25 protein-coding genes and 5 tRNA genes are annotated in these 24,252 nt (G+C 67.2%); 18 read left to right on the plus strand and 12 right to left on the minus strand.

Annotated features, from left to right (window positions below):
* Nucleotides 1–14: 14 nt before the first annotated feature.
* From tig to ACGHX3_RS12420, 6 genes are all read right to left on the minus strand, one after another.
* Entirely contained in the window at nucleotides 15–1,307 is a 1,293-nt protein-coding gene (tig, locus tag ACGHX3_RS12395) for a trigger factor (protein ID WP_394695143.1), read from the minus strand.
* Nucleotides 1,308–1,537: 230 nt separating this feature from the next.
* Nucleotides 1,538–1,623 (minus strand) — tRNA-Leu (locus tag ACGHX3_RS12400).
* 81 nt (nucleotides 1,624–1,704) lie between these two features.
* Nucleotides 1,705–1,780, minus strand: a tRNA-Lys gene (locus ACGHX3_RS12405).
* A 75-nt stretch (nucleotides 1,781–1,855) separates the two neighbouring features.
* A tRNA-His gene (locus ACGHX3_RS12410) sits at nucleotides 1,856–1,932 on the minus strand.
* A gap of 37 nt (nucleotides 1,933–1,969) precedes the next feature.
* A tRNA-Arg gene (locus ACGHX3_RS12415) sits at nucleotides 1,970–2,046 on the minus strand.
* Nucleotides 2,047–2,102: 56 nt separating this feature from the next.
* Nucleotides 2,103–2,179: transfer RNA gene (locus ACGHX3_RS12420), tRNA-Pro, on the minus strand.
* A gap of 148 nt (nucleotides 2,180–2,327) precedes the next feature.
* Here ACGHX3_RS12420 and ACGHX3_RS12425 point away from each other — a divergent pair.
* Nucleotides 2,328–3,086 carry a Bax inhibitor-1/YccA family protein gene (locus ACGHX3_RS12425; protein ID WP_313927587.1) on the plus strand — a complete coding sequence of 253 codons (759 nt, stop codon included), beginning with the start codon at nucleotides 2,328–2,330 and terminating at the stop codon, nucleotides 3,084–3,086.
* Between the two features lie 51 nt (nucleotides 3,087–3,137).
* On the opposite strand, the gene ACGHX3_RS12430 is transcribed toward ACGHX3_RS12425, so the two are convergent.
* The 5 genes from ACGHX3_RS12430 to grxC all read right to left on the minus strand — a co-directional run bounded on the left by ACGHX3_RS12430 (nucleotide 3,138) and on the right by grxC (nucleotide 8,333).
* Nucleotides 3,138–4,451 carry a Na+/H+ antiporter NhaC family protein gene (locus tag ACGHX3_RS12430; protein ID WP_394695144.1) on the minus strand — a complete coding sequence of 438 codons (1,314 nt, stop codon included), beginning with the start codon at nucleotides 4,449–4,451 and terminating at the stop codon, nucleotides 3,138–3,140.
* A 108-nt stretch (nucleotides 4,452–4,559) separates the two neighbouring features.
* Nucleotides 4,560–6,398, minus strand: coding sequence for a sodium:solute symporter family protein (locus ACGHX3_RS12435; RefSeq protein ID WP_394695145.1), 1,839 nt, complete (start codon nucleotides 6,396–6,398; stop codon nucleotides 4,560–4,562).
* A gap of 98 nt (nucleotides 6,399–6,496) precedes the next feature.
* Nucleotides 6,497–7,504, minus strand: a complete 1,008-nt coding sequence (locus ACGHX3_RS12440; RefSeq protein WP_162336359.1) for an isocitrate dehydrogenase — start codon at nucleotides 7,502–7,504, stop codon at nucleotides 6,497–6,499.
* Between the two features lie 149 nt (nucleotides 7,505–7,653).
* Nucleotides 7,654–8,049 carry a carboxymuconolactone decarboxylase family protein gene (locus tag ACGHX3_RS12445; RefSeq protein WP_213602979.1) on the minus strand — a complete coding sequence of 132 codons (396 nt, stop codon included), beginning with the start codon at nucleotides 8,047–8,049 and terminating at the stop codon, nucleotides 7,654–7,656.
* Nucleotides 8,046–8,333, minus strand: a complete 288-nt coding sequence (gene grxC, locus ACGHX3_RS12450) for a glutaredoxin 3 (protein ID WP_313927584.1) — start codon at nucleotides 8,331–8,333, stop codon at nucleotides 8,046–8,048. The genes ACGHX3_RS12445 and grxC overlap by 4 nt, the downstream gene beginning before the upstream one ends.
* A gap of 187 nt (nucleotides 8,334–8,520) precedes the next feature.
* Between grxC and ACGHX3_RS12455 the strand changes: the two genes are divergently transcribed.
* From ACGHX3_RS12455 to ACGHX3_RS12500, 10 genes are all read left to right on the plus strand, one after another.
* Complete coding sequence (locus ACGHX3_RS12455; protein ID WP_394695146.1) at nucleotides 8,521–10,161, plus strand: M48 family metalloprotease; 1,641 nt, start codon at nucleotides 8,521–8,523, stop codon at nucleotides 10,159–10,161.
* A 103-nt stretch (nucleotides 10,162–10,264) separates the two neighbouring features.
* Nucleotides 10,265–10,954 (plus strand): phosphate regulon transcriptional regulator PhoB, encoded by a 690-nt coding sequence (gene phoB / locus ACGHX3_RS12460; protein ID WP_162336355.1) that lies wholly within the window; start codon nucleotides 10,265–10,267, stop codon nucleotides 10,952–10,954.
* 223 nt (nucleotides 10,955–11,177) lie between these two features.
* Entirely contained in the window at nucleotides 11,178–12,518 is a 1,341-nt protein-coding gene (gene phoR / locus ACGHX3_RS12465) for a phosphate regulon sensor histidine kinase PhoR (protein WP_394695147.1), read from the plus strand.
* On the plus strand, nucleotides 12,515–14,602 hold the full coding sequence (gene ppk1 / locus ACGHX3_RS12470) for a polyphosphate kinase 1 (protein ID WP_394695148.1): 2,088 nt from the start codon (nucleotides 12,515–12,517) through the stop codon (nucleotides 14,600–14,602). Before phoR ends, ppk1 begins: the two co-directional genes overlap by 4 nt.
* 83 nt (nucleotides 14,603–14,685) lie before the next feature.
* Nucleotides 14,686–16,215, plus strand: coding sequence for an exopolyphosphatase (gene ppx / locus ACGHX3_RS12475; protein WP_308442936.1), 1,530 nt, complete (start codon nucleotides 14,686–14,688; stop codon nucleotides 16,213–16,215).
* Nucleotides 16,216–16,499: 284 nt separating this feature from the next.
* On the plus strand, nucleotides 16,500–17,756 hold the full coding sequence (locus ACGHX3_RS12480; protein ID WP_202924104.1) for an EAL domain-containing protein: 1,257 nt from the start codon (nucleotides 16,500–16,502) through the stop codon (nucleotides 17,754–17,756).
* Nucleotides 17,757–17,807: 51 nt separating this feature from the next.
* Entirely contained in the window at nucleotides 17,808–18,776 is a 969-nt protein-coding gene (locus tag ACGHX3_RS12485; RefSeq protein ID WP_394695149.1) for an aldo/keto reductase family oxidoreductase, read from the plus strand.
* Entirely contained in the window at nucleotides 18,773–19,105 is a 333-nt protein-coding gene (locus ACGHX3_RS12490) for a hypothetical protein (protein ID WP_394695150.1), read from the plus strand. Before ACGHX3_RS12485 ends, ACGHX3_RS12490 begins: the two co-directional genes overlap by 4 nt.
* Before the next feature lie 14 nt (nucleotides 19,106–19,119).
* Nucleotides 19,120–19,785: a hypothetical protein gene (locus tag ACGHX3_RS12495; RefSeq protein WP_394695151.1), complete on the plus strand. Its 666-nt coding sequence runs from the start codon at nucleotides 19,120–19,122 to the stop codon at nucleotides 19,783–19,785.
* On the plus strand, nucleotides 19,782–20,000 hold the full coding sequence (locus ACGHX3_RS12500; protein ID WP_394695152.1) for a hypothetical protein: 219 nt from the start codon (nucleotides 19,782–19,784) through the stop codon (nucleotides 19,998–20,000). Before ACGHX3_RS12495 ends, ACGHX3_RS12500 begins: the two co-directional genes overlap by 4 nt.
* A gap of 19 nt (nucleotides 20,001–20,019) precedes the next feature.
* On the opposite strand, the gene ACGHX3_RS12505 is transcribed toward ACGHX3_RS12500, so the two are convergent.
* Nucleotides 20,020–20,685, minus strand: a complete 666-nt coding sequence (locus ACGHX3_RS12505; protein ID WP_394695153.1) for a DUF922 domain-containing protein — start codon at nucleotides 20,683–20,685, stop codon at nucleotides 20,020–20,022.
* 89 nt (nucleotides 20,686–20,774) lie between these two features.
* On the opposite strand from ACGHX3_RS12505, the gene ACGHX3_RS12510 reads away from it, so the two are divergent.
* The 7 genes from ACGHX3_RS12510 to ACGHX3_RS12540 all read left to right on the plus strand — a co-directional run bounded on the left by ACGHX3_RS12510 (nucleotide 20,775) and on the right by ACGHX3_RS12540 (nucleotide 23,753).
* Nucleotides 20,775–21,140 carry a cupin domain-containing protein gene (locus ACGHX3_RS12510; protein ID WP_394695154.1) on the plus strand — a complete coding sequence of 122 codons (366 nt, stop codon included), beginning with the start codon at nucleotides 20,775–20,777 and terminating at the stop codon, nucleotides 21,138–21,140.
* Complete coding sequence (locus ACGHX3_RS12515; protein WP_394695155.1) at nucleotides 21,131–21,532, plus strand: hypothetical protein; 402 nt, start codon at nucleotides 21,131–21,133, stop codon at nucleotides 21,530–21,532. The genes ACGHX3_RS12510 and ACGHX3_RS12515 overlap by 10 nt, the downstream gene beginning before the upstream one ends.
* Before the next feature lie 102 nt (nucleotides 21,533–21,634).
* The gene (locus ACGHX3_RS12520) at nucleotides 21,635–21,943 is read left to right on the plus strand and encodes a hypothetical protein (RefSeq protein ID WP_394695156.1); all 309 of its coding nucleotides are present in this window, start codon (nucleotides 21,635–21,637) and stop codon (nucleotides 21,941–21,943) included.
* Between the two features lie 131 nt (nucleotides 21,944–22,074).
* Nucleotides 22,075–22,557, plus strand: coding sequence for a hypothetical protein (locus tag ACGHX3_RS12525; RefSeq protein ID WP_394695157.1), 483 nt, complete (start codon nucleotides 22,075–22,077; stop codon nucleotides 22,555–22,557).
* A gap of 29 nt (nucleotides 22,558–22,586) precedes the next feature.
* The gene (locus tag ACGHX3_RS12530) at nucleotides 22,587–22,994 is read left to right on the plus strand and encodes a DUF4259 domain-containing protein (protein WP_394695158.1); all 408 of its coding nucleotides are present in this window, start codon (nucleotides 22,587–22,589) and stop codon (nucleotides 22,992–22,994) included.
* 56 nt (nucleotides 22,995–23,050) lie between these two features.
* A complete protein-coding gene (locus tag ACGHX3_RS12535; protein WP_394695159.1) occupies nucleotides 23,051–23,458 on the plus strand; it encodes a YbjQ family protein in 408 nt (135 codons plus the stop codon).
* 46 nt (nucleotides 23,459–23,504) lie between these two features.
* Nucleotides 23,505–23,753 carry a hypothetical protein gene (locus tag ACGHX3_RS12540; protein WP_394695160.1) on the plus strand — a complete coding sequence of 83 codons (249 nt, stop codon included), beginning with the start codon at nucleotides 23,505–23,507 and terminating at the stop codon, nucleotides 23,751–23,753.
* Nucleotides 23,754–24,252: the final 499 nt, after the last annotated feature.

Here is a 24,252-nt window from a genome sequence, read left to right on the forward strand (position 1 = left end):
GCGGGGCGCCCGGATCAGTTGCGGATGGCTTCCTGGAAGGAAAGCGCCTGCTCGGTGTGCTGGGCGCGCTCGGCGATCCAGTCGATCACCTGCTCTTCCATCACACGACCCTGCAGACTGTTCATCAACTGGGGATCGTTGCGGTACAACTCAATGACCTGCTCCGGCTCTTCGTAGGTCGAGGCGATCAGGCGCAGCGTCTCGTTCAGGCGCTTCGGGTCCAGGCGGAGCTGGTTGCGGCGGGCCACTTCGCCCACCAGCAGGCCGACCAGGACGCGCTTGCGGGCGGCATCCAGGAAACCTTCGTGGGCATTGTCCGGAACCTGCACGTTCTGGCCCTGGCGGCGAGCCTGTTCGGCGGCCTGCTGGACCATCACGCGGGCCTCGTTCTCGACCAGGCGCGGCGGCATCTCGACGTGGGCGTAGGCGGCGATCAGCTGCTCGCCCACTTCACGGCGCAGACGGGTCATCAGCGCGCCCTTCAGCTCGCGCTCGAGGTTGCTGCGGATATCCGAGCGGAACTGCTCGGCGTCGCCGCTCTTCACGCCGAAGCTGCGGATGAACTCGCGATCGACCTCGGGCAGCACCGACTCGGCCACGTCCGTGACCTTGACGTGCACGTCGACCTGGCGGCCCGCCAGCTGCGGTACGCGCCAGTCGGCCGGGAACGCCACCGACACGGTCTTCTCGTCGCCCTTGGCCAGGCCGATCAGTGCCTGCTCGATCTCGCCGAACATCACGCCCGAACCGATCAGGGTGGCACCCTTCTCGGAACCTTCGGCCGGCATGCGCTCATCGCCCGCCTGCGACCAGGTTTCCAGCGACACACGGTCGCCTTCCTTCGCGCCACGCTCGACGACCTGGAAGGTGCGGCGCTGCATGCGCAGGTTGTCGATCATCTGGTCGATATCGGCGTCGCTGACCTCGGCGGTATTGCGCACCACATTGAGCTTGGCGACGTCGACGTCGCCGAAGTCCGGAACCACTTCGAACGTGGCGACGAAATCCAGTTCGCCCTCGCCCTGCTTCTCGATGCGCGGGTTGCCGGCCAGCTGCAGTTCCTGGTCGCGCACGGCGTTGTTGAAGGTCTCGCGCAGCAGGCCGTCGAGGGCTTCGGCACGCACCTGCTCGCCGAAGCGCTGCTCGATGACCTTGGCCGGCACCTTGCCCGGGCGGAAGCCCTTGATGCGCGCGGTGCGCGACAGCTCGCGCAGGCGGCCGCCGATGTGGGTGTCCAGACGCTCCGCCGGCAGGCTGAAGCTCATGCGGCGCTCGAGGTTGCCGACCGATTCGACCGAAACTTGCATACTCACTGACTCCTGCGGCCACGGCTGGGCCGGGGCGATGTTGATAATCCGGGGACGCCTGGGACGCAGGCATGAAGCCCTCCCGGCGGAACTTGATAGTTTCGCCGATTCCGGGGCAGGCTGCCAGCGGGGCGGACGGTTCATGGCGGCGGGCTCGCTTCGACCCGCCGATCCCCGGCCCGGGCCATGCGGCCCTGCCGCGGCGATATCGGCGCCCCGCCGTCGGAGCGTGGTGCGAAAGGAGGGACTCGAACCCTCACGGGGGTTACCCGCTGGAACCTAAATCCAGTGCGTCTACCAATTCCGCCACTTTCGCAGTGCGCGTCGCATTGTAGCGGCCGACGCGGCGCGGCCGGCAATAAAAAAACGCCCGGCTTTCGGCCGGGCGTCTCGGGTTTGGTGGGCCGTCAAGGATTCGAACCTTGGACCTATTGATTAAGAGTCAACTGCTCTACCAACTGAGCTAACGGCCCCGAAACATCAGACGCGTAGTGTAACCGCATCGCTTTTTTCTGTGAACCCCCGCACCGCGGGCGTCCTTGAATCAGTGGGGTGGCTGAGGGGACTCGAACCCCCGACATCTGGAATCACAATCCAGTACTCTAACCAGCTGAGCTACAGCCACCACTGAAACCTGCATCCTCCGGGACCGCACCGGTGTTTGGCGCGCCCGACAGGACTCGAACCTGTAACCGCCGGCTTAGAAGGCCGGTGCTCTATCCGGTTGAGCTACGGGCGCCCGGTCCGGATTGTCGCATTCCCGTCGTGCCGGAACACGTGGGCCGTGCATCTTGCTGGTCGGGGTAGAGGGATTCGAACCCCCGACCCTCTGGTCCCAAACCAGATGCGCTACCAGACTGCGCTATACCCCGACGAGGGTCCCGGCGTGGCGTCTGGACGCCAACGAGGCCGCGTATTGTCGGAACCCGCGGCCCTGCTGTCAAACGAAACGTGATGGACCATGGCTTGCGATATGCTCAGCCACTGGGGACAGACGTCCGGCAACCACATGAGGGAACCATGGTACGCAGCGGCAATCCGGCATTGAAGGAATCCACCTTCCTCGACCTCGGCAGCGGGTCGGTCGTCTCGCGCGACGGCGAAGCGATGACACTCAACGGCACGGTCAACAAGACCGGCATCCTGCTGCTGCTCGCGGTGCTGACGGGTGCGTTCGCCTGGTCGCAGGTCGAGGTGACGGCCGAGGGTGCGACCGGCATGGGCTATCTGTGGGGCGGCCTGATCGGCGGCTTCGTGCTGGCCCTGGTGACGATCTTCAAGAAGGAATGGGCGCCGGTCACCGCACCGCTCTACGCGCTGGTCGAGGGACTGTTCCTGGGTGCGATCTCCGCGCTCTACAACCACATGTACGAAGGCATCGTCACCCAGGCGGTGATGCTGACCTTCGGTACGCTGTTCGCGCTGCTGATGGCCTACCGCAGCGGTCTGATCAAGGCGACGGAAAACTTCAAGCTGGGCGTGGTGGCCGCCACCGGCGGCATCGCGCTGGTCTACCTGCTGTCGATGGTGCTGCGCATGTTCGGCAAGGACGTGCCGCTGATCCATGAGAGCGGCATCGTCGGCATCGGCTTCAGCCTGTTCGTGATCGTGATCGCCGCGCTGAACCTGGTGCTCGATTTCGACTTCATCGAGTCGGGCGTGGAAGCCGGCGCACCGAAGTACATGGAGTGGTACGCGGGTTTCGGCCTGATGGTCACGCTGGTGTGGCTGTACCTGGAATTCCTGCGCCTGCTGGCCAAGCTGCAGTCGCGCGACTGACGCTTCCCGTCTTCAGGCCCGGAGGAAACGGGGCGCCCAGGCGCCCCGTTTTCATTCCGCCGCCGGCACTTTCCGTCGCGACGGCCACAGCATGAACGCCAGCGCCGACACGGCCAGCAGCCAGCAGTACTGCACGCTGCCCGCCAGCGCCAGCGGCGACACGGCCGCCAGCGACGCCGCCAGCAGGATCTGCGCACCGTAGGGCAGCACGCCCTGGACGACGCAGGCGAAGATGTCGAGCACGCTGGCCGCGCGTCGCGGGCTGATGCCGTGGCGCTGCGCGATGTCCCTGGCCAGGCTGCCGGTGACCAGGATGGCGACGGTGTTGTTCGCCGTCAGCGCATCGGAACCCGCCGCGAGCGCGGCGATACTGATCTCGCCCGAACGGCGACCGGTACGGCCGCGGGCGAACGTCGCAATCACCTGCGCCAGCCAGTCCAGCCCGCCGGCCGCCTTGATCAGCGCCGCAAGCCCGCCGATCAGGATCGACAACAAGGTGATTTCCACCATGCTTTCGAAGCCCAGGTAGATGTCCCCGGCGAAGGACACCACGTCGTAGTCCTGCGCCAGCACCAAGCCGAACACGCCGGACACCACCAGGCCGATGCCCAGCACCAGCACCACGTCCAGGCCGGCCAACGCCAGGCCGAGCACCACCAGATAGGGCAGCACCAGCCACGGCGATGCCGCATCCGGCGCGACGACCGGCGCCGCATCGCCCAACGCGCCGAGCAGGACGATCGTCGCGATGCCCGCGGGCATCGCGATCTTGAAGTTCTCGCGGAACTTGTCCCGCATCTCCGCGCCCTGGCTGCGGGTGGCCGCGATGGTGGTGTCGGAAATGATCGACAGGTTGTCGCCGAACATCGCGCCTCCCAGCACCGCCCCCACCACCAGCACGCGATCCAGGCCCGCGGCATCGGCCACGCCCAGCGCGATCGGCACGACGGCGGCGACGGTACCCATCGAGGTGCCGATGGAGAGCGAGACGAACGCCGACACCAGGAAGAGGCCTGGCAGGATCAGGCTGGCGGGCAGCGCCCCCAGCCCCAACGCCACCACCGCATCCACCGCGCCGATCGCCTTGGAGACCGTGGCGAATGCACCGGCCAGCAGGAAGATCAGGCACATCAGCATCACGTTGCTGTCGCCCATGCCGCGCAACAGGGTCTGCTGGGCCGGCAGACCACGCCGGCGGGCCAGCCAGACGCCGAGCGCCAGCGCCGGCAGGATCGCGACGGGGGCACGCAACTGGTAGAACCCCATGGCCTCGCCCTGCGCGGTGAAATAGAGGCCCGCGCCGAAGAACAGCGCCAGGAACAGCAGGAGCGGCGTCAGCGCGACGGCGCTGGGGCGAACGGACATGAACGTGGCCTTCTGCGTGGGCCGCGGATTGTGCGTGCCCTTTCCCTCGCATCCAACCTCATGGGTGGGACATACGCAAACAAAAACGGGACGCTGCGCCGGAACGGCTCATGCGTTACGCAGTCCGCTTGCCAGGCGGAAGCGCTTGCTGGCACGCAGCGTCGCCCAGAGCAGGAAAAGGCCGCTTAGCGCCAGCACGGCGCCCTTCGCGCGAGGTCCGAGTAGCAGGTAGCCGATCCCGAACATGAGCGCGAACACGCCCGCGTTTCCCGCCAGCCAGGCGGCGCCCAGCCACCCCAGGGCCATCTTGGGCGCTGCACCCGGCAGGTCCTGCCACCAGCCGGGAGGGCGAACCCGTCGCGTGAACGCCGCCAGATGGTCGCGGGGCACCGGTGGCGTGAGAAAGGTCGCCACCAGCGCCGACGTCGTCGCGATGGCCACGATCGCCACCAGCAGATGCTCCGGGCGCGCATCGGGAAACAGCGGGTACAGGACCATCGCCGAGGTCACCGCCGCGACGATGCCGGCGATCTCGGTCCACGCATTGGCGCGCCACCAGAACCAGCGCAGCATCGAAGGCAGCCCCAGCCCGGCGCCCAACGCGATGAAGAAGCGCCACGCCTGTTCGATGCTGTCGATCCGGGAGGCCACCACGACGCCCATCGCGGTAAGCAGCATGACCGACAGCCGGCTGATCCAGACCAGCCGCGCCTGGCTCGCCCCGGGATCCACGAAGCGCCGGTAGAGGTCGTGGGTGAGGTAACTCGCACCCCAGTTGAGATGCGTGTCCACCGTGCTCATGAAGGCCGCCAGCAGCGAGGCGAACAGCAGGCCCAGCGCGCCGGCCGGCAGCAACTGCGCCATCAGGACGGGGTACGCCATTTCACGATCCGCCGCGACCACCGCGGCGGCCCCCTCGCCCGCCGTGCCCAATGGAAACACCAGCAGTGCGACCAGCGCCACCAGCACCCAGGGCCAGGTTCGCACGGCGTAATTCAACACGACGAACCACAGCGCACCGCCGACGGCGTGCCGCTCGTCGCGCGCAGCGAACACCCGCTGCGCCAGATAGCCGCTGCCGTCGCTGTAGTACTGCGCCCACCACTGGACGGCGATGTAGATCAGGAACACGTGCACCGGCAGCCAGGCGGCATCCTGTGCCGGTACGAACGACAGCAGGGCCTCCGCGTCGTAGTGCTGCGCCAGTCCTTCCCGCAATCCCTGCATGCCGCCGACATGCTCGATGGCGAACCACGCGAACAGCGCCCCGCCTGCGAGGGCCATGACGAACTGCACCAGGTCGGTGAGGATCACGCCGCGGATGCCCCCCAGGCTGGAATACGCCCCGATCACGCCGAACAGCACGAGCACCGTGATGGTGTCGTTCGGCGTACCGACCAGCAGCGCCGCCGGCCACACCGCCGCGAAGGTTTCCACCGCGCCTGCACCCAGCAACGCCTGCCAGTCCACGAACGGCGCGGCGATCTTCACCATCGCCCGCACCACCCAACCCAGGATGATGGCGTTGATGAGGATGGCGAAGAAAGCGGCCTTGAAGCCGCGCAGCCAGGCACCGGACCGTCCGGTGTAGCGCAGCTCGATCAGTTCGGCATCGGTCAGCACGCGCGAGCGGCGCCACAGCGCGGCGAACACCACCGCCACCGACACATGCGAGATCGCCCACGACCACCACAGCCAGTTGCCCGCCACGCCATGCTTGGCGACGAGCCCTGCCACGACCAGCGGCGTATCGGCGGCGAAGGTCGTCGCCGCCATCGAGGTTCCCAGCCACCACCAGGGCAGCGAACGGTCCGCGACGAAGTACGACTCGAGCGAGCGCCCCGCGGAGCGGGACACCCAGGCGCCTACCAGCAATGTCGCGACCAGATAGGTGGCGACGATGGTCCAGTCAATGACCGCCAGCGATCCCATCGGGCGCGACGGCATGCGTCATGAGGAACATGGGACCGAGGATACCCCAGGGAATCCCGGTGGCCAAACCGCATCTCCGCGCATGTTGGCGCGGAGATGCGCAGATACCGCGATCAGACGCGGCTGGCGATCGCCTTCGCGAACGACATCGTGCTGCCCTCGCCACCGAGGTCCGGCGTCAGCGAATCCTTCGCTTCCAGCGTGGCGATGATCGCCGCACGCAGGCGCTCGGCCTTCTCCGGCTGGCCCAGGTGGTCGAGCATCTGCGCCGCGCCCAGCAGCAGCGCGCACGGATTGGCGATGCCCTTGCCGGCAATGTCCGGCGCCGAGCCGTGCACGGCTTCGAAGATCGCCGCGTCGGCACCGATGTTGGCGCCCGGGGCCAGGCCCAGGCCGCCGACCAGACCGGCGCACAGGTCGGAAATGATGTCGCCGAACAGGTTGGTGGTGACGATGATGTCGAACTGCTCCGGACGCATCACCAGCTGCATGCAGGTGTTGTCCACGATCATCTCGTTGGTCTGGATCTCGGGATACTGCGCGGCCACTTCGCGTGCCACCTTCAGGAACAGGCCCGAAGTGGTCTTCAGGATGTTCGCCTTGTGGACGATGGTGACCTTCTTGCGGCCGGTCTTGCGGGCCAGGTCGTAGGCGTAGCGCACGATGCGCTCGGAGCCCTTGCGGGTGATCTTCTGCGTCAGCAGCGCGGTTTCGCCGTCTTCCGAAATCGACTGGCCTTCACCGATGTAGGCGCCTTCGGTGTTCTCGCGCACGGTGATCAGATCCACGCCATCGGCGAAGCGCGACTTGGTGTTCGGGAACGACTTGGCCGGACGCACGTTGGCGTACAGGTCGAAGTGGCGGCGCAGCGCGACGTTGATCGAGCTGAAGCCCTCGCCCACCGGCGTGGTCAGCGGGCTCTTCAGCGCCACGCCGTTCCTGCGGATCGAATCCAGCGTGGCCTGCGGCAGCAGGTCGCCATGCTTCTCCAGCGCCACCAGGCCGGCGTCGGCGTCTTCATAGGTCAGGCCGACCTTCAGTGCGTCCAGCACGTACAGGGTGGCGTCCATGATCTCCGGGCCAATACCGTCGCCGCGGATGACCGTAATCGTCTGGGTCATTGAGTGGGGTTTCCGAACAGGGGCACGCGCCGGGCGAGGCCGCGACGGGCGCGAAAGGGAAGATTTGTCCGCCAATTATGCCCGAACGGCCGGCAAGTCCCCTAATCGACCATGGTCTGAGCCCGTCTCCCGGGGCTCCCGGCGCGCTGTCAGGCGTGGTCGTGCGCGGCCGGCGCGTCGGCCTGTCCGCCTTCCAGCTGATCGAGGAAATCCACCGCGCGGCGAAGGTGCGGGATGACGATGGAACCGCCGACGACCAGGCCGACCGAGAAGGTTTCGAAGAACTCCTCCCGCGTCACGCCGGCCTCCTTGCACTGGGCGACGTGGTAGCTGATGCAGTCGTCGCAGCGCAGCACCATCGAGGCGACCAGGCCCAGCAGCTCCTTGGTCTTCACGTCCAGCGCGCCGGCCTGGTAGGTCTGCGTGTCCAGCGCGAAGAAGCGGCGGACGACCTGGTTGGGCTCGTCCAGGATGCGCTTGTTCATGCGCTGGCGGAAGTCGGTGAACGCCTTCACCCGGTCCTGGCTGTCGTCGGCGGCGCTCATGCGGCACCTCCGGCCAGCAGCGGCTCCAGCTTGCCGGCGCGATGCAGGGCGATCATGTCGTCATAGCCACCCACGTGCACGTCGCCCACGAAGATCTGCGGCACGCTGGTGCGATTGGCCTTGGCGATCATCTTCTCGCGCTCGGCCGGGTCCAGGTCGATCCGCACCTCGGTCCAGGTCTGACCCTTGCTCTTGAGGAAATTCTTGGCCGCCACGCAATAGGGACAGATGGCGGTGCTGTAGAGGGTGATTTCGGGCGTGGCGCCCTGCGGGGTGTCGCTCAAGGGAGGTCTCCAGAACGAAAGGGAGGGAAACAGGTCCCAGCCGATATCGGGCAGGTCGGGCCGTCTTCCAGTGAACGCAGTGGAACAGTGCGAACCGGAACCCGTCCGGTTAACCACGTATTCACTCGCCTGGATCGACGACCGGTCATCCTGATCGAGACGCCCATTATCCGCCACGGAGCCACGTTTGCGTCCCTTGCTGCTTGCCACCGTCCTGACCCTGACCCTTGCGGCGCCCCTGGCCTCTTCGCAGGAAAGCCGCCTGCCTGACATCGGCTCCTCCGCGGGCGAACTGCTGACCCCGGCCCGCCAGGCGCAATACGGCGGGATGATGCTGCGCGAGCTACGCAACTACGGCTACCTGCTGGAGGATCCGCTGGTCACCGACTGGCTGCAGGGGGTCGGCGGCCGGCTCGGCGCGGACAGCGACAATCCGCAACAGCCGTACACCTTCTTCATGATGCGCGACCGGCAGATCAACGCCTTCGCCACGCTCGGCGGCTACATCGGCATGAATGCCGGCCTGGTGCTGACCGCCGACCGGGAGGACGAAGTGGCGGCGGTGCTGTCGCACGAAATCGCCCACGTCACCCAGCAGCACGTCCTGCGCGGCGTGGAGCGCGCGCAGCGCGACCAGATCCCGATCCTGCTCGGCATGCTGGGCGCCATCGTGCTGGCGCAGGCGGCGGGCGGCAGTTCCAGCGGCGACGCCTCGCAGGCGGCCATCGCCTCGGCGATGGGGCTGATGCAGCAGCGCCAGATCGACTACACCCGCTCCAACGAATCCGAAGCCGACCGCGTCGGCATCCGCACCCTGTCCCGTGCCGGCTACGACATCGATGCGATGGCCGGCTTCTTCGCCAAGCTGCAGCAGGCCACCCGGGTCGCACGCGGGAGCGGGCGCGAATCGGTCCCCGACTACCTGCAGACCCACCCGGTCACCACCACCCGCATCAGCGAAGCGCGTCAGCGTGCCGACCAGATGCGGGGCAACCAGGTCACGGCGACCACCAGCGTGCCCGGCGGCGAGCGGGTGGAGCGGTTCGACCGCAACGCCATTACCCTGCCGGAAACCCGCAGCGACAACCCGCTGCTGCCGATTCCCGTCACCCTGCCCTCGCTGGCGTTCCGCCAGGGCGACACCGGCCAGTTCGACTGGGCGCGCGAACGCCTGCGCGCGCTGAGCGCCAGCACGCCGTCCGCCGCCGTCCGCGAGTACGAAACCCTGCGCCGCCAGGCCGGCAAGCCGCTGACCGGACCCGAACGTTATGGCCTGGCCGTGGCCCATCTGCAGGGCGGCGATACCCGTACCGCGCTGGCCGAGCTGCAGCGCCTGGCGGACGAGCATGACGACAACCTGTGGCTGGCGCTGTCGCTGGGCGAAGCGGAGTCGCGCACGGGCAACGCGGCGGCGGCCAACCGCCGGTTCGATGCCCTGATGGAGCGCTATCCGCAGAACCGTCCGGTCGCCCTCACCTACGCCAAGGTGCTGAATGAGCAAGGGGGCGCCGAGGCGGGCCGACGCGCCCAAGCCGTCCTGCGGCCCCTGATGGCCCGCTCGGGTGACGACCCGGTGTTCCAGCAGCAGTTCGCCCGGGCCAACGAGCTGGCCGGCGACACGGCCCGTGCCGGCGAGGCTTACGCAGAGGCCGCCTACCTGAACGGCCGGCCGGAGCAGGCGCTGATCCAGTTGCAGAATCTCAAGAAGCAGGGCGACCTGGATTTCTATGCCCGCGCCCGGGTGGATGCCCGGATCGCCAGCATCACGCCCGAAGTGCTGGAACTCCGGCGCCAGGGCGTGCGCGACCCGGACATGGAACGCCGCTGACTAGCGACCGGGCCGCCTGCATGACAGTCGTGCGGCATGTCATGTAAACGTCACAAAATTGTCGTCTACTGGCGCGGTCACTCCTCCCCTCCCCGGACCCTGCGTGCAGAAGCACATCCTGATCGTCGACGACGAGCCCGCCATTCGCGACATGGTGGCCTTCGCCCTGCGCAAGGGCGACTACGAGCCGATCCACGCCGGCGATGCCCGTGAAGCCCAGAACGCCATCGCCGACCGCGTGCCGGACCTGATCCTCCTCGACTGGATGCTGCCCGGCACCAGCGGCCTGGAACTGGCCCGCCGCTGGCGCAAGGACGCCATGACCCGCGACGTGCCGATCATCATGCTCACCGCCCGCGGCGAGGAGAACGACCGGGTCGGCGGGCTGGAGGCCGGCGTCGACGACTACGTGGTCAAGCCGTTCTCCGCGCGCGAACTGCTGGCGCGCATCCGCGCCGTCATGCGCCGCTCGCGCGACGATGACGAGGACGGCAGCGTCGCCGTCGGCAACCTGCGCATCGACGGCGCCGCCCATCGCGTGTTCGCCGGCGACACCCCGGTCGCCATCGGCCCCACCGAATACCGCCTGCTCCACTTCTTCATGACGCACCCGGAGCGCGTCTATTCGCGCACGCAACTGCTCGACCACGTCTGGGGCGGCAGCGTCTACGTGGAGGAACGGACCGTCGACGTGCACATCCGCCGCCTGCGCAAGACGCTCGAGCCGCACGCCCTGGAAAACATGGTGCAGACCGTGCGCGGCTCGGGCTATCGCTTCTCGGCCGCCATGTGAAGTCGTTGCAGGAATCGGGTCCTGGAATCGGACGCGCGCAGCGTCCTCGTCCGTCATCCCGGCGCACGCCGGGATTCATCCTGATCTTGACGTCGCCTGCCCAGCGCCGAAGCGACGAACGACACAACGGCACCCTGGATCCTGGCGTGCGCCGGGATGACGGAAAACCAGTCGCCCCCCTTCCCCATCCCTGCTGTCACACACAACTGCCTACAATCGGTCCATGCCCCACGACATCCGCTCCGCCTGGTTCAAGACGCTCGGCCAGCTGGCGCTGATCCTCGCGCTGGCGGTCGTGGCCGGGCTGTTGCTGGGCCACGTCTGGCCGGTCGTCACCGTCGCAGCGCTCGGCGTGGTCGCATGGCACTACTGGCGGCTGCGCAAGGTCCTGCTGCGCCTGACCGCCCGCCAGCGCATGGAACCGGCCCGGGGCCGTGGCGTCTGGAACGAGCTCGACCGCCTGCTGTTCCGCGGCCAGGCCGAGATGCGCACGCGCAAGCGCCGCCTGCTCGACATGCTGCGCGCCTACCGCGCCGCCGCCGCCGCGCTGCCTGACGGCGTGGTGGTGGTGGAACGCAACAGCCAGCGCGTGCAGTGGTTCAACAAGGCCGCCGGCACCCTGCTGGGCCTGCAGTACCCTGCCGACATCGGCGCCCCGGTCGGCGACCGCCTGCAGCCGCTGCCGATGTCGCACTGGCTGGCCGGCGGGCGCAATGCCGAACCGATGCTGGATGCCGCCTCGCCGGTGGATCCCCACCTGCGCCTCAACCTGCGGCTGATCCCCTACTCCGACGAGTACTGGCTGCTGGTCGCGCGCGACGTCAGCAAGCTGCTGCGGCTGGAGCAGATGCGTCGCGACTTCGTCGCCAACGTCTCGCACGAACTGCGCACGCCGCTGACCGTCGTGCACGGATACCTGGACATGCTGGAGCCCACCGAATACCCGGACTGGGCACCCATGCTGTCGGAGATGCAGAAGCAGTCGCAGCGCATGACCCAACTGGTGGAAGACCTGCTGACGCTGTCGCGGCTGGAAGCACAGGACAGCCTGCCCGACGAGAACGTGGCCATGGCGCCGATGCTGGCCACGCTGCGGCGCGAAGCCGAAGCGCTGAGCCAGCGCCGCCACACGGTCGTGATCCAGGACGAGGCCAACGTGGATCTGTCCGGCTCCAACAAGGAACTGCACAGCGCCTTCTCCAACCTGGTCAGCAACGCCGTACGCTACACCCCGGCCGGCGGCACGATCACGGTGCGCTTCGCGCGCGAGGGCGACGGCGCGGTGCTCAGCGTGCGCGACACAGGCTACGGCATCCCGACCGCGCACCTGCCGCGCATCACCGAACGCTTCTACCGCGTCTCCACCAGCCGTTCGCGCGAGAGCGGCGGCACCGGCCTGGGCCTGTCAATCGTCAAGCACGTGCTGAACCTGCACCAGGCGCGCCTCGAGATCGAAAGCGAGGTCGGCCAGGGCAGCGTGTTCTCCATCCATTTCGGTGCCGATCGCGTCGAACGGCGCCTCGACGCTCCCGCCCTCCTCACTACGGACAGCCAGCAAGCATGAACGCCGCCCTGGACACGACGCCCGCCACTGCCTCCGGCGAAGACGCCCTGCGCGACCCGGCGCTCTACCTCAACCGCGAGCTGTCCCAGCTGGACTTCAACTTCCGCGTGCTGGCGCAGGCGCAGGATCCCTCGGTGCCGCTGCTGGAGCGCCTGCGCTTCCTCTGCATCTCCTGCACCAACCTCGACGAGTTCTTCGAGATCCGCGCCGCCACCGTGCGGCATGCGCTCGATTTCGGCCTGCCGCCCGGCGCGGACGGCATGAGTCCGGCCACCGTGCTCAACAAGATCCACGATCGCGCCGCCGAACTGGTCGACGCGCAGTACAAGTGCTGGAACGACGTGCTGCGCCCCGGCCTGGCCGAGGCCGGCGTGCGCGTGTTCGGCCGCGACAGCTGGAACGCGCGGCAGACGCGCTGGCTGCGCGCCTACTTCCGCAACGAGATCATGCCGGTGCTGTCGCCGCTCGGCCTGGATCCGGCGCACCCGTTCCCCAAGATCCTCAACAAGTCGCTCAACATCGTCGTCGTGCTGAAGGGCAAGGACGCGTTCGGCCGCGCCGGGCACCTGGCCATCGTGCGCGCGCCGCGCTCGCTACCGCGCATCATCCACCTGCCACAGCGCGTGTCCGGTGGCGAGAACGACTTCGTGCTGCTGTCGTCGGTGCTGTCGGTGTTCGTGGACGAACTGTTCCCGGGCATGGAAGTGAAGGGTTCCTACCAGTTCCGCGTGACCCGCAACTCCGAAGTGGTGGTCGATGAGGAGGAAGTGGAGAACCTGGCACTGGCGTTGCGCGACGAACTCGTCGGCCGCGGCTACCGTCCCGCGGTGCGGCTGGAGATCGCGCACGACTGCCCCAAGCCCATCGTGCGCCAGCTGCTGCAGAACTTCGCGCTGCCCGACAACGCGGTGTACCCGATCAACGGCCCGGTCAACCTCAACCGCGTCATCCAGGTCTACGACCTGGTGCAGCGCCCCGAACTGAAATACCCCGCCTTCACCCCGCGCACGCTGCGCGACAGCGAGGCGATCTTCGAGAAGGTGGCCGACGACGACGTGTTGCTGCACCACCCCTTCGACTCGTTCGCCGCCGTGCTGGAACTCATCAAGCAGGCAGCGGTGGATCCCGACGTGTTGGCGATCAAGCAGACGCTGTACCGCACGGGCAAGGATTCGGCCATCGTCGAGGCGCTGGTGCAGGCCGCGCGCAACGGAAAGGACGTGACCGTGGTGGTGGAACTGCGTGCGCGCTTCGACGAGGACGCCAACCTCGGCGTCGCCGACCGCTTGCAGGAAGCCGGCGCGCAGGTCGTTTACGGCGTCGTCGGCTACAAGACGCACGCCAAGATGCTACTGATCGTGCGGCGCGAGGGACGCAAGCTGCGCCGCTACGTGCACCTGGGCACCGGCAACTACCACAGCGGCACCGCGCGCGCGTACACCGACATCGGCCTGATCACCGCCGACCAGGACATCGGCAACGACGTGCATCTGTTGTTCCAGCAGTTGTCCGGCCTGGCGCCCACGACCAAGCTCAAGCGCCTGCTGCAATCGCCCTTCACCCTGCACCCGGGCCTGATCAAGAAGATCGAGCGCGAGGCCAAGCTCGCCAGGGCCGGCAAGCCGGCGCGCATCATCGCCAAGATCAACGCCATCAACGAACCGCGCATCATCCGGGCGCTGTACGCGGCGTCGCAGGCCGGCGTGCGGATCGACCTGATCGTGCGCGGCGCCTGTGCGCTGCGGCCGGGTGTCCCCGGCATCTCCGACAACATCCGCGTGCGCTCCATCGTCGGACGCTTCCTCGAACACAGCCGGCTCTACTGGTTCGGCAACGACGGCGCGCCGGAGCTGTACTGCGCCAGCGCCGACTGGCTGGAACGCAACCTGCTGCATCGCGTGGAAACCTGCTTCCCGATCCTCGACAAGGATCTCGCCGCGCGCGTGTTCAAGGAGGGCCTGCAGAACTACCTGGACGACAACTGCAATGCCTGGGAACTGCAGGCCGACGGCAGCTACCTCAAACTGACGCCCGGCGACGACACGCCGCATTCGGCACAGGGCACGTTGCTGGCGAAGGTGTGATGCGACCAATGGACGCACGGCGCGATGGCGCAGCGTGTCATCCCGGTGAAGCAATGCGCGACGCCATTGGCTAAACTTGTCGCATGGCGCCCCTGACCTCCCCCACTTCTCCGCCGCTCCAGGACGGAGACCTGTTGGCCGCGATCGACCTGGGCTCCAACAGTTTCCACATGATCGTCGCGCGCTCGCTGCTCGGCCAGTTGCGCGTGGTCGACCGCCTGCGCGAAACCGTGCGCATGGCCGATGGCCTGGACGGCAAGGGCGGCCTGTCGGCCGCGGCGCGGCAGCGCGCGCTCGACTGCCTGTCGCGCTTCGGCCAGCGCATCCGCGACATTCCTGGTGCGCGCGTGCGTGCGCTGGCCACCAACACCGTGCGCCAGCTGCGCGATCCGCAGGATTTCCTGGCCGCGGCGGAGGCCGCGCTCGGCAAACCGATCGAAGTGGTGTCCGGCCGCGAAGAGGCCCGCCTGATCTACCTGGGCGTGGCGCACGCGCAGCCACCGAAGACGAGCCAGCGCCGCTTGGTCATCGACATCGGCGGTGGCTCGACGGAATTCATCATCGGCCGCGGCTTCGAGACGCTGGAACGCGAAAGCCTGCAGGCCGGCTGCATCGCCAGCACGCGTCGTTTCTTCCCCGGCGGCAAGCTCTCGCGCAAGCGCTGGAAGGAAGCACTGACCGAGATCGGCGCGGAGTTCCAGCAGTTCGCCGGCGTCTACCGCAATCTCGGCTGGCAGGAGGCCATCGGTTCGTCCGGCACGGCCAAGGCCATCGGCGAGATCTGCGCAGCGATGAAGCTCACCAAGGGTGCGGTGACCGCCGAGGCGCTGCCGCAGGTGCGCGACAAGCTGTTGCAGGCGGACCGCATCGAGGACATCGAGCTGCCCGGTCTGTCCAACGATCGTCGTCCCATCATCGCCGGTGGCGTGCTGGTGCTGGAGGCCGCGTTCGAAGCACTGGGCCTGCAGCGGCTGATGGTCAGCAAGGCAGCGATGCGCGAAGGCATCCTGTACGACATGCTGGGCCGCGGCAGCGACAACGATCCGCGCGACCTGTCCACCGCCGCGCTGATGCAGCGCTACGGCATCGACGAATTCCAGGCCGCGCGCGTGGAAGCCACCGCAATGCGCCTGTTCGAACAGGTCGAGCACAGCTGGGGCCTGGACGACGACGATGCACGCATGCTCGGCTGGGCCGCGCGCCTGCACGAAATCGGCCTGGCCATCGCGCACAGCCAGTACCACGTGCACGGTGCCTATCTGCTCGAACATTCGGACATCGAGGGCTTCTCCCGGCAGGAGCAGCAGGTGCTCTCCGCGCTCGTACGTACGCACCGCCGTGGGGTCCCGAAGACCGCGTTCGACGCCCTGCCCGACCGCCTGCTGCTGGGCGCCAAGCGCAAGGCCGCGCTGCTGCGTCTGGCCGTGCTGCTGCACCGCTCGCACGACGCGGAGGCCATCCCGCGCCTGGACGCCACCGCCAGCGGCGATCGCCTGGACCTGGTGGTCAGCAAGAAGTGGATCGACTCGCGCCCCCTGCTCCGCTCCGACCTGGTCGGCGAGCCGGAAGACATGCAGGGCCTTGGCGTCGCGTTCAAGCCGTTCGTGGCATAGCGCTGCAGGGCACCAGCATCATCGACGTGGCGGCATAACGACATCTCGATTGCCTGCGCAACGATACCGCTTCACAGGCCGAAGACCATCGCACCGATGTCCAGTTCAGCACTTGGCGCCAAGCGCACTCCCCCAACTGTGACTTGAGGTTACACTCGGCCTGCCCCGGTCCTGCGACGTGGTCTACCCGACTTGCCCCACGCCAGCCTCCCCGACCGCCTCCGCGGCGGGAGCGGAACCGGTGGCCGACTATCCATCGCGTACCCGCCTTCAGGAGGAAGCCCGTGATCGACAGTAGGAAACCGGAAGACGCATTGACCGATGCCTGGCTCGAAGGCGGCCCGGGTGCCGTCGCCATCGCACGCAACGTCGACCGCCTGCTGGATGCGGTGCGCCGCCACCTCGACATGGACGTGGCCTTCGTCAGCGAATTCCATGGCAGCCACCGCGTGTTCCGGCACGTCGTCACCCGCCTCGACCGTGCGCCGATCCGGCCAGGTGACTCCAGCCCGCTCGACGAGGGCTACTGCATGCGCGTGGTCGAGGGCAGCATTCCGCAGCTGATTCCCGACACCGCCGCCGTTCCCGCGCTCGAATGCATTCCGGAAACGCAGCGCGTTCCGATCGGCTCGCACCTCAGCGTGCCCATCCAGCTGCGCGATGGCCGCGTCTACGGCACCTTCTGCTGTTTCAGCCTGGCGTCCAACCTGTCCCTGGGCCAGCGCGACCTGCACATGATGCGGGCCTTCGCGGACCTGCTGGCCTACCAGATCGACGGCGACCTGGATGCGGTGCAGGCACACGAGGAAAAGGTCGCCCGCATCACCTCGGTACTGGAGATGGGTCAGCCGCACATGGTCTACCAACCCATCTACCGCAGCAGCGCGCGCCGCATCGTCGGCGTGGAATGCCTGTCGCGCTTCGAGCTGGAACCGCGCCGCACGCCGGACGTGTGGTTCGCCGAAGCGCGCGAGATCGGCCTGGGGGTGCGCTTGGAACTCAACGCCATCCTGTCCGCCCTGGACGGCTTGCGCGGTGTCGAGGGCGACTTCTATGTGGCTTTGAACGTATCGCCGCAAACGATCATCAGCGGCGGCATCGACGGCTACATCGACGACCTGGATCCGCACCGCGTGGTGCTGGAGATCACCGAGCATTCCCTGGTCGATGACTACAAGCTGCTCAACGAACGGCTCGTTCCGCTGCGCGCGGCGGGCGTGCGGATCGCGGTGGACGATGCGGGCGCCGGGTACGCCAGCATGCGGCACGTACTGGCCATACATCCCGACATCATCAAGCTCGACCTCAGCCTCACCCGCGACATCGACAGCGACTCGCCGCGCCGTGCGCTCGCCGCCGCGCTCATCGAGTTCGCCCGCCAGACGCAGTCGCACGTGGTGGCCGAAGGTGTGGAGACGGCGACAGAGCTGTCCGCGCTGCAGGCGCTCGGCGTGGACGACGTGCAGGGCTACCACCTGGCGCGCCCGCTCGAAGCCGACGCGCTCGCCCGCCGGCTGGCGGCGGAGCGGCGACGCTACTGATCCGCGTCGCGGCCCTATCATGGCAGCCTCCCGGCAATACGCGACCCCACGATGAAGACCTACACCCTCGCCGACGGCCTGACCGCGTCGCGCATCGCCTACGGTTGCATGCAGCTCAGCCGCGCCTGGGACGCCACGCCGGTCACGGCGGACGAGCGGCGCCAGGCGCAACGGCTGGTGGAAACTGCGCTGGCCGGCGGCATCACGCTGTTCGACCACGCCGACATCTATGCGCGCGGCAAGTCCGAGCAGATCTTCGGCGATGTGCTGCGCGCCTCGCCCAGCCTGCGCGAGCGCATGGTGCTGCAGTCGAAATGCGGCATCCGCTTCGCCGACGATCCGCCCGGCACACCGGGTCGTTACGACTTCAGCCATGCGCATATCGTGACGTCGGTCGACGGCAGCCTGGCGCGACTCGGCGTCGACCGCCTGGATGTGCTGCTTTTGCACCGTCCCGATGCGCTGGTGGAACCGGAAGAAGTCGCCCGTGCGTTCGACGACCTGCATGCTGCCGGCAAGGTGCGCCACTTCGGCGTCAGCAACCACACGGCTGGACAGATCGAGTTGCTGCGCCGTCATGTGCGGCAGCCACTGGTGGCGAACCAGGTGGAGGTCAGTCTGTTGCATCATCACCTGATCGACGACGGCGTGGTCGCCAACACCACCGGGCATGTCTACGCCTCGGCCGCCGGCACGCTGGACTACTGCCGCCTGCACGACATCCGCGTGCAGGCATGGTCGCCGCTGGCGGGCGGCAAGCTCGCCACCACGTCGGAGTTCGCCGATCCGGTGATCCGCACGACATCCACGCTGTTGCGCCAACTGGCGGAAGAGAAAGGCGTGACGCCGGAAGCGATCCAGCTCGCCTGGCTGCTGCGCCACCCCGCCGGCATCCAGCCCATCGTCGGCACCACCGATCCCGTCCGGCTGGCCGCCTGCTGCACAGCAGATAACGTCACGCTGAGCCGGGAGGAGTGGTATGCGTTGTTCACGGCGGCGCGTGGTGGACGGGTGCCGTGACCCTCCTCCTGATCCTTGGCTTGCCGGTGGCCTGGCTCGTGGTGGCCTTCATGCTCGGTGTGTCGCGGGCGGAGAAAGAGGCGGGCGAACTCGTCCTGCGCGAGGGCCGGCTGGCCGACGCGGAAATCCTGTACTACGAGCGGGACGAGTACCTGCTGGTGTACTTCCGCTTCACGCCGCAGGGCGAACCGGAACCGATCACCTGCAACAACGCCATCTCGCCGCGGGCCAAGCGGTTCGCTCCGGGCACGATCGTCCCCGTGCGCTACATGGCGAAGTATCCGACGATGTGTACGCTGGTCCCATACGCCCCGCGCGCCTCCTTCTGACCTGGATGTCTCCCATGTCCGACGCCCCCGCACTGATGCATGTGTGTGCCACGAAGATCATCACGCTGCTGTTGGTCCTACCGCTGGTTGGATGCGCGAGCGCCCCTCCGGCGGAGTCTTATGGGTCTTTGTCGACCGAAGGATGTCGTCCCGTTGGCCTGCCCGAAGTGTTGTTATGGCCGGAAGACGTTGGCGTGCAACTGCACCCTACGGATGTTCTGATCGGACGCGTTCCCGACATCGGCGACGATCCGGGATTTCTTGTCCACTTCAGGCAGGGCCGGACCAGCGTCTTCGCTCAAGCAGTGGAACCACCCAAGATTCTCATGGCTGTCGGCAGTTGGAACAATAGTTGCTCAATCCTCGTCGACCATGCCACCTGCCCTGCTGCGGCCGCCATCTACAACGATCTGGCAAGCCGGAGCATCCCCATCGGCCACGCCTTTGACGACCCCATCATGCCCACGGTGCTGCACGGCACAAGGTACTTCCTGAGCTCGCGCGATGGCCACGGCAACCCGACGGACTGGTCGTACGTCGGGATCGGGCATCCGCTGCAGGATGTGCTCAATGACGCCCTCGACAATCTGGCATTGTGCGCCGTGCCGGCAGTGCGTGCGTTCCAGCAACAGTATCCTGCCCGAACCGGACAACACACGATCCAGCAGGGACATCGATGACGAACCGATACAACGAACCGCTTTATCAGATCGCCGCCATGGTGTTCGTGGTGTCCTTACCCCTTGCGGCGGGACTCGCCTTCCTGGGGCCGCGCGTGCTGGGCCTCGGCGCGATTCCCGGATGGATGATGGCGACGTTGCTGGCGCTGGGCCTGGTCTGCGTCGTGACCGGGCCGCTCGCCTGGCGCTGGTTCTGGCTGCGCAGCGAGGATTGAACTCCAAAGGCGGCCTCCTTCACTTCGCCTGGAGCACGGCGCCCTCCTTCTCGCCATGCGCCGTGCGCTCGTCGTACATGCGGTCCATCAGCCTGTATTTATCGAGGATCCGCGTTGCCTCGCTGTTGAAGCGGCGGCTCATCGATTTGCAATCGGATGGCACCAGCGAGTTGGACAGCGCGCGAATGTCCTCCGCAGCCCGTACACCGAACATGTAATGACCGTGCTCGTGCCGGCGGAGCGCCTCGATGTAGCGCGCCCACTCATCGGCCAGGCCACGCGAAACCTTTCCTTCCGGCGTCCACTGCGGCAGCGTGATCTTGCCCTGCAGATCGACCTGCACATCGGTCAGCACGCAGGTGCTGCCCGAGGGCATCAGCCCGAACGACCAGTCGACCTGCCATTCCGCCAGGCCATGGTAGCGACGGCCTTCTTCGTCCAGGGGTCCCTTGGACTCCAGTTCCCGGTAGATCTGCCTCGCTGTCGTGCCGCCGACGGGGTAATACGCAACCGTCAGCTCCCCTGCCGCTCGCTCCTCGCCGCGACCCGGCACAGGCGCTGCCGCCAGCAACAGCCCCAACGTGGCGCAGATTCTCCGCACGGCCTTTCCCTCGTCGACGTCCCCGGCACGCATTCTTCCATGGCCAGACCGGCTTGTGGATCGTGCGTCGGTCGCGCGGCTCATGGCAAGGCTCTTATCCCGCCGCACCATCCGCCATTTCCCGCCTATCATCGTCGTCGCGGCGGACAGCCTGCCGAGGACCGAGGGATGCCATGCCAGACAGCGCCATCAACCTGAAAGACAAACTGGCCCGCTTCACGGACCACTGGTCGCCACGCGTGATCGCTGAGATGAACGACTACCAGTTCAAGCTGGCCAAGGTGCAGGGCGAGTTCGTCTGGCATGCGCATGCGGATACCGACGAGGTCTTCATCGTGATCGAAGGCTCGCTGGTGCTCGAGTTCCGCGACAAGGCCGTTCCGCTGTCGGCCGGCGAGATGTACGTGGTGCCCAGAGGTGTCGAGCACCGGCCCGTGGCCGTCGACGAATGCAGCATCATGCTGGTGGAACCACGCGGCGTGGTGAATACCGGCGATGCGGGCGGCGCCTACACGGCCGAGAACGATGTATGGGTGTGATCGCCGCGAGAGTTGCATTCGCCATGGCGTTGCTGGCCGGTGTTGCATCCGTGGCGCGGGCGGCGGAGTCGTTCGAGTTCACCAGGATCGCCGCCTGCGACGACGAACACGACCCCTACGGTCCCGACAGACTCGTCGCGGAGCGCAAGAACGAACGCCTGGTGGTCACGGGCTGGGCTGGCGTCACCTGCGGCGTCGTTCCCGCCGATCCCGAGGTGGTGCCGGACTGGGGCACGTTGACACTGAAGCTGGCATTCAAGACGGACGGTCCGGTCGCCACCTGTCGCTGCACCACCAAGTTCCAGTTCACGCTGTTCGAGAACGTGCCGGCCGGCCGCACGATCTACTTCGTCAAGGACGGGAACGGTGCCGCGCATGCCACCGCGCCCTGACCTGCCCTTCTTGCAGCGTCACCCCTCCTCCGCACCCGACAGATCGAGGACCCCACCATGCCGCTTTTCGACGTACTTGAACGCGTCAGGCGACGTCCCGGCATGCATCTTCAACCCGCGGGTTTCGTCACGCTGTGCGCCTTCATCGAGGGATACGAGTCGGCACTGATGGATCACGGGACCCACGACCACCACGACACGCTCTTCCTGATGCATTTTTCGGACTTCGTGCGGACCGCGACCGGACACGAGGACGAACGGCATTCGCTCACCACGCCGGAAGGCATCCTGGACATCGGACAGTTGCACTGGCAGGCCGCGATCAGCCGCACCGAGCAGGACGACAGCTTGGCCATGGCGCTGTTTTTCGATTTGCTGGACCGTTTCAAGGCCTCACACGGCCGGCGCTGACAATGCTCGCCACACACGGGTCACAGCGCATTCCGGACTGGAGACAACAGATGGATACGTGGAGTACAGAGATCCTTCGAGAACGATCACGCGCTGGATTTCGTAACCGACGTACGCGATGGGCGAGCGCCTTGAACCACACCATCCCGCAGGCGATCGCCAGGCTGGTTTATGTCCGGCTTAGCGCGTCGGCGTTCACACTTGTCGCCATCAGCACGCTGCTGGCAGGCTGCCTGGACACGCTGTCCGATGCCCACTTCGCCACGGCCGAAGAGGCCAGGGATGCTGGCTACGTCCACAGCGGCTGGATCCCCCCGTGGCTTCCGGACGATGCGACCGACATCCACGAGGCGCACGATGTCGACACCAACATAAGCATGCTCGCTTTCGCTTTGCCAGATCCTGATGCCTTGACCCTGCCCGACACGTGTCGACCCATCGAGTATGCGCAGCTCTTTGACCCGCCGCTCGAACGCTCCTGGTGGCCGGATGAGGAAAGCCTGCGGACGTCGTATGCGTTCTTCCGCTGTTCGGCGGAACACACCACGTACCGCTTCGTCGGCGTGAGCGCGCGGCAGGCCCGCGTACTGCACTGGCGAACCTACGGCAACTAGCCCACTTGCATCGCAGGCAGGAGAACGGCATGGGCACTTGGGGTACCGGATCCTTCGAGAACGACGACGCGGCAGACTTCATGATCGACGTACTGGACAGCGGTGACCTGTCGCTGATCCGCGAGGTGCTGGACAACGTGCTGACCTCCACCGAGTACGTGGAAGCGCCGGATGCGGCGCTGGCCATCGTGGCGGCGGAGATCGCCGCCGCCGCACTGGGCCGCGCCACGCTGGCAGCGCAGCAGGAGGATGGACTGGCCGACTGGCTGGCACGCATCCGTCCGACGATCGACGACGACCTGCGTCAGCAGGCAGTGAACGCCCTGCGCCGCATCCTCGCCGAGAATTCAGAGCTCAGGGAGCTCTGGGAAGACACCGAGGATTTCCAGAACTGGAAGGCGACGGTGACGGACCTCGAGCAGCAGTTGCATCCCTGACCGTACGATGTCGCCCTGATATCCCCCCCGCGCCTCGCACGACCCGACGAGACCTCATGGCCGATCCCTACAACTCCTCTTCCTCCTACACCCACGGCCATGCGGCCTCGCGCACTGCCGCGCCGCCCTTGAACGATGCGATGGTGACCACCGCCATGGAGCTGCCCGGCTACCGGATCGTCCGCAGCCTGGGACTGGTGCGCGGCATCACCGTGCGGTCGCGGTCGATCATCGGCAACTTCCTCGGCGGCCTGCAGACCATGCTGGGCGGCAACATCACCATCTACACGGAACTGTGCGAACAGGCGCGCAGCGCGACATACCTCGACATGATGCAGCATGCGAGGATGCTCGGCGGCAACGCCATCATCGCCGTGCGCTACGACGCCACCGACGTGATGGCCGGCCTGACCGAGGTGCTGTGCTACGGCACCGCGGTGGTCGTGGAGCCGTCGGGCGACTGACGCTCGCAACGGCCAACCGTCATTCCGCCACCGGGACCACGCCACCATGCACCTGGTGAAGATCCTCGCCCTCGTCATCGCCGCCCTGCTCGGCTTCGTCGGCGGCTGGGCGCTGACACTGGTCGTCCTCACCCACGCGATGGCGCCATCGTCCGGCTGCGCGTCGCCGTGCGATGCGCCCGCATACGTCGCAATGGGCTTGTCGATCTTCGCCGGCCCGGTGATGGGCGTACTCACGGGCGGCGTCAGCGCGATGCTGGTCGCACCGCTGTTCCGGCGCAACGCTGCGCCCTGAGGCGCACGTCGGCGATGCCATGCGCTACGCGCGCCATTCCCGCGGCTTCGCACGGCATACTCGGCGACAGCGTCCATCGACGCCCGCGACACGGCGACGACAGAGGCTTTCCCGCCCTTGATGCAGCGGCGCATCACCCGTGACCCCATCGCAGACCGCGAACCTCCCGTCGGCACCGCGTTGCGACAGGCGACATCAGGGTGTGACACGCCGCATGTCCCGCCGAACAGCGCGGCGGTGTCGCCAGCGACAGCGCGCGATATGGCGCGTCATGGGATTGGTCATAAGCGGTGATACCAACCGGTCTCATCGGCGATACCGCATGGCATCACCCGCCACACGTTCCGTATCGCGGGAGACATCCATCGACATGGCGGGACCACGCCGGACCATCCGCCGTCGATGCCTGGAGACGGGGCGTCGATACCACCGTCTGTCGGCATCGATACCAACCGGTATCAGCGTCCATAGGCCCGCCTATGCCGCGCCATACCCGGCG

The organism is Pseudoxanthomonas japonensis (assembly GCF_043632995.1).
Classification (GTDB): Bacteria; Pseudomonadota; Gammaproteobacteria; order Xanthomonadales; family Xanthomonadaceae; genus Pseudoxanthomonas_A; species Pseudoxanthomonas_A japonensis.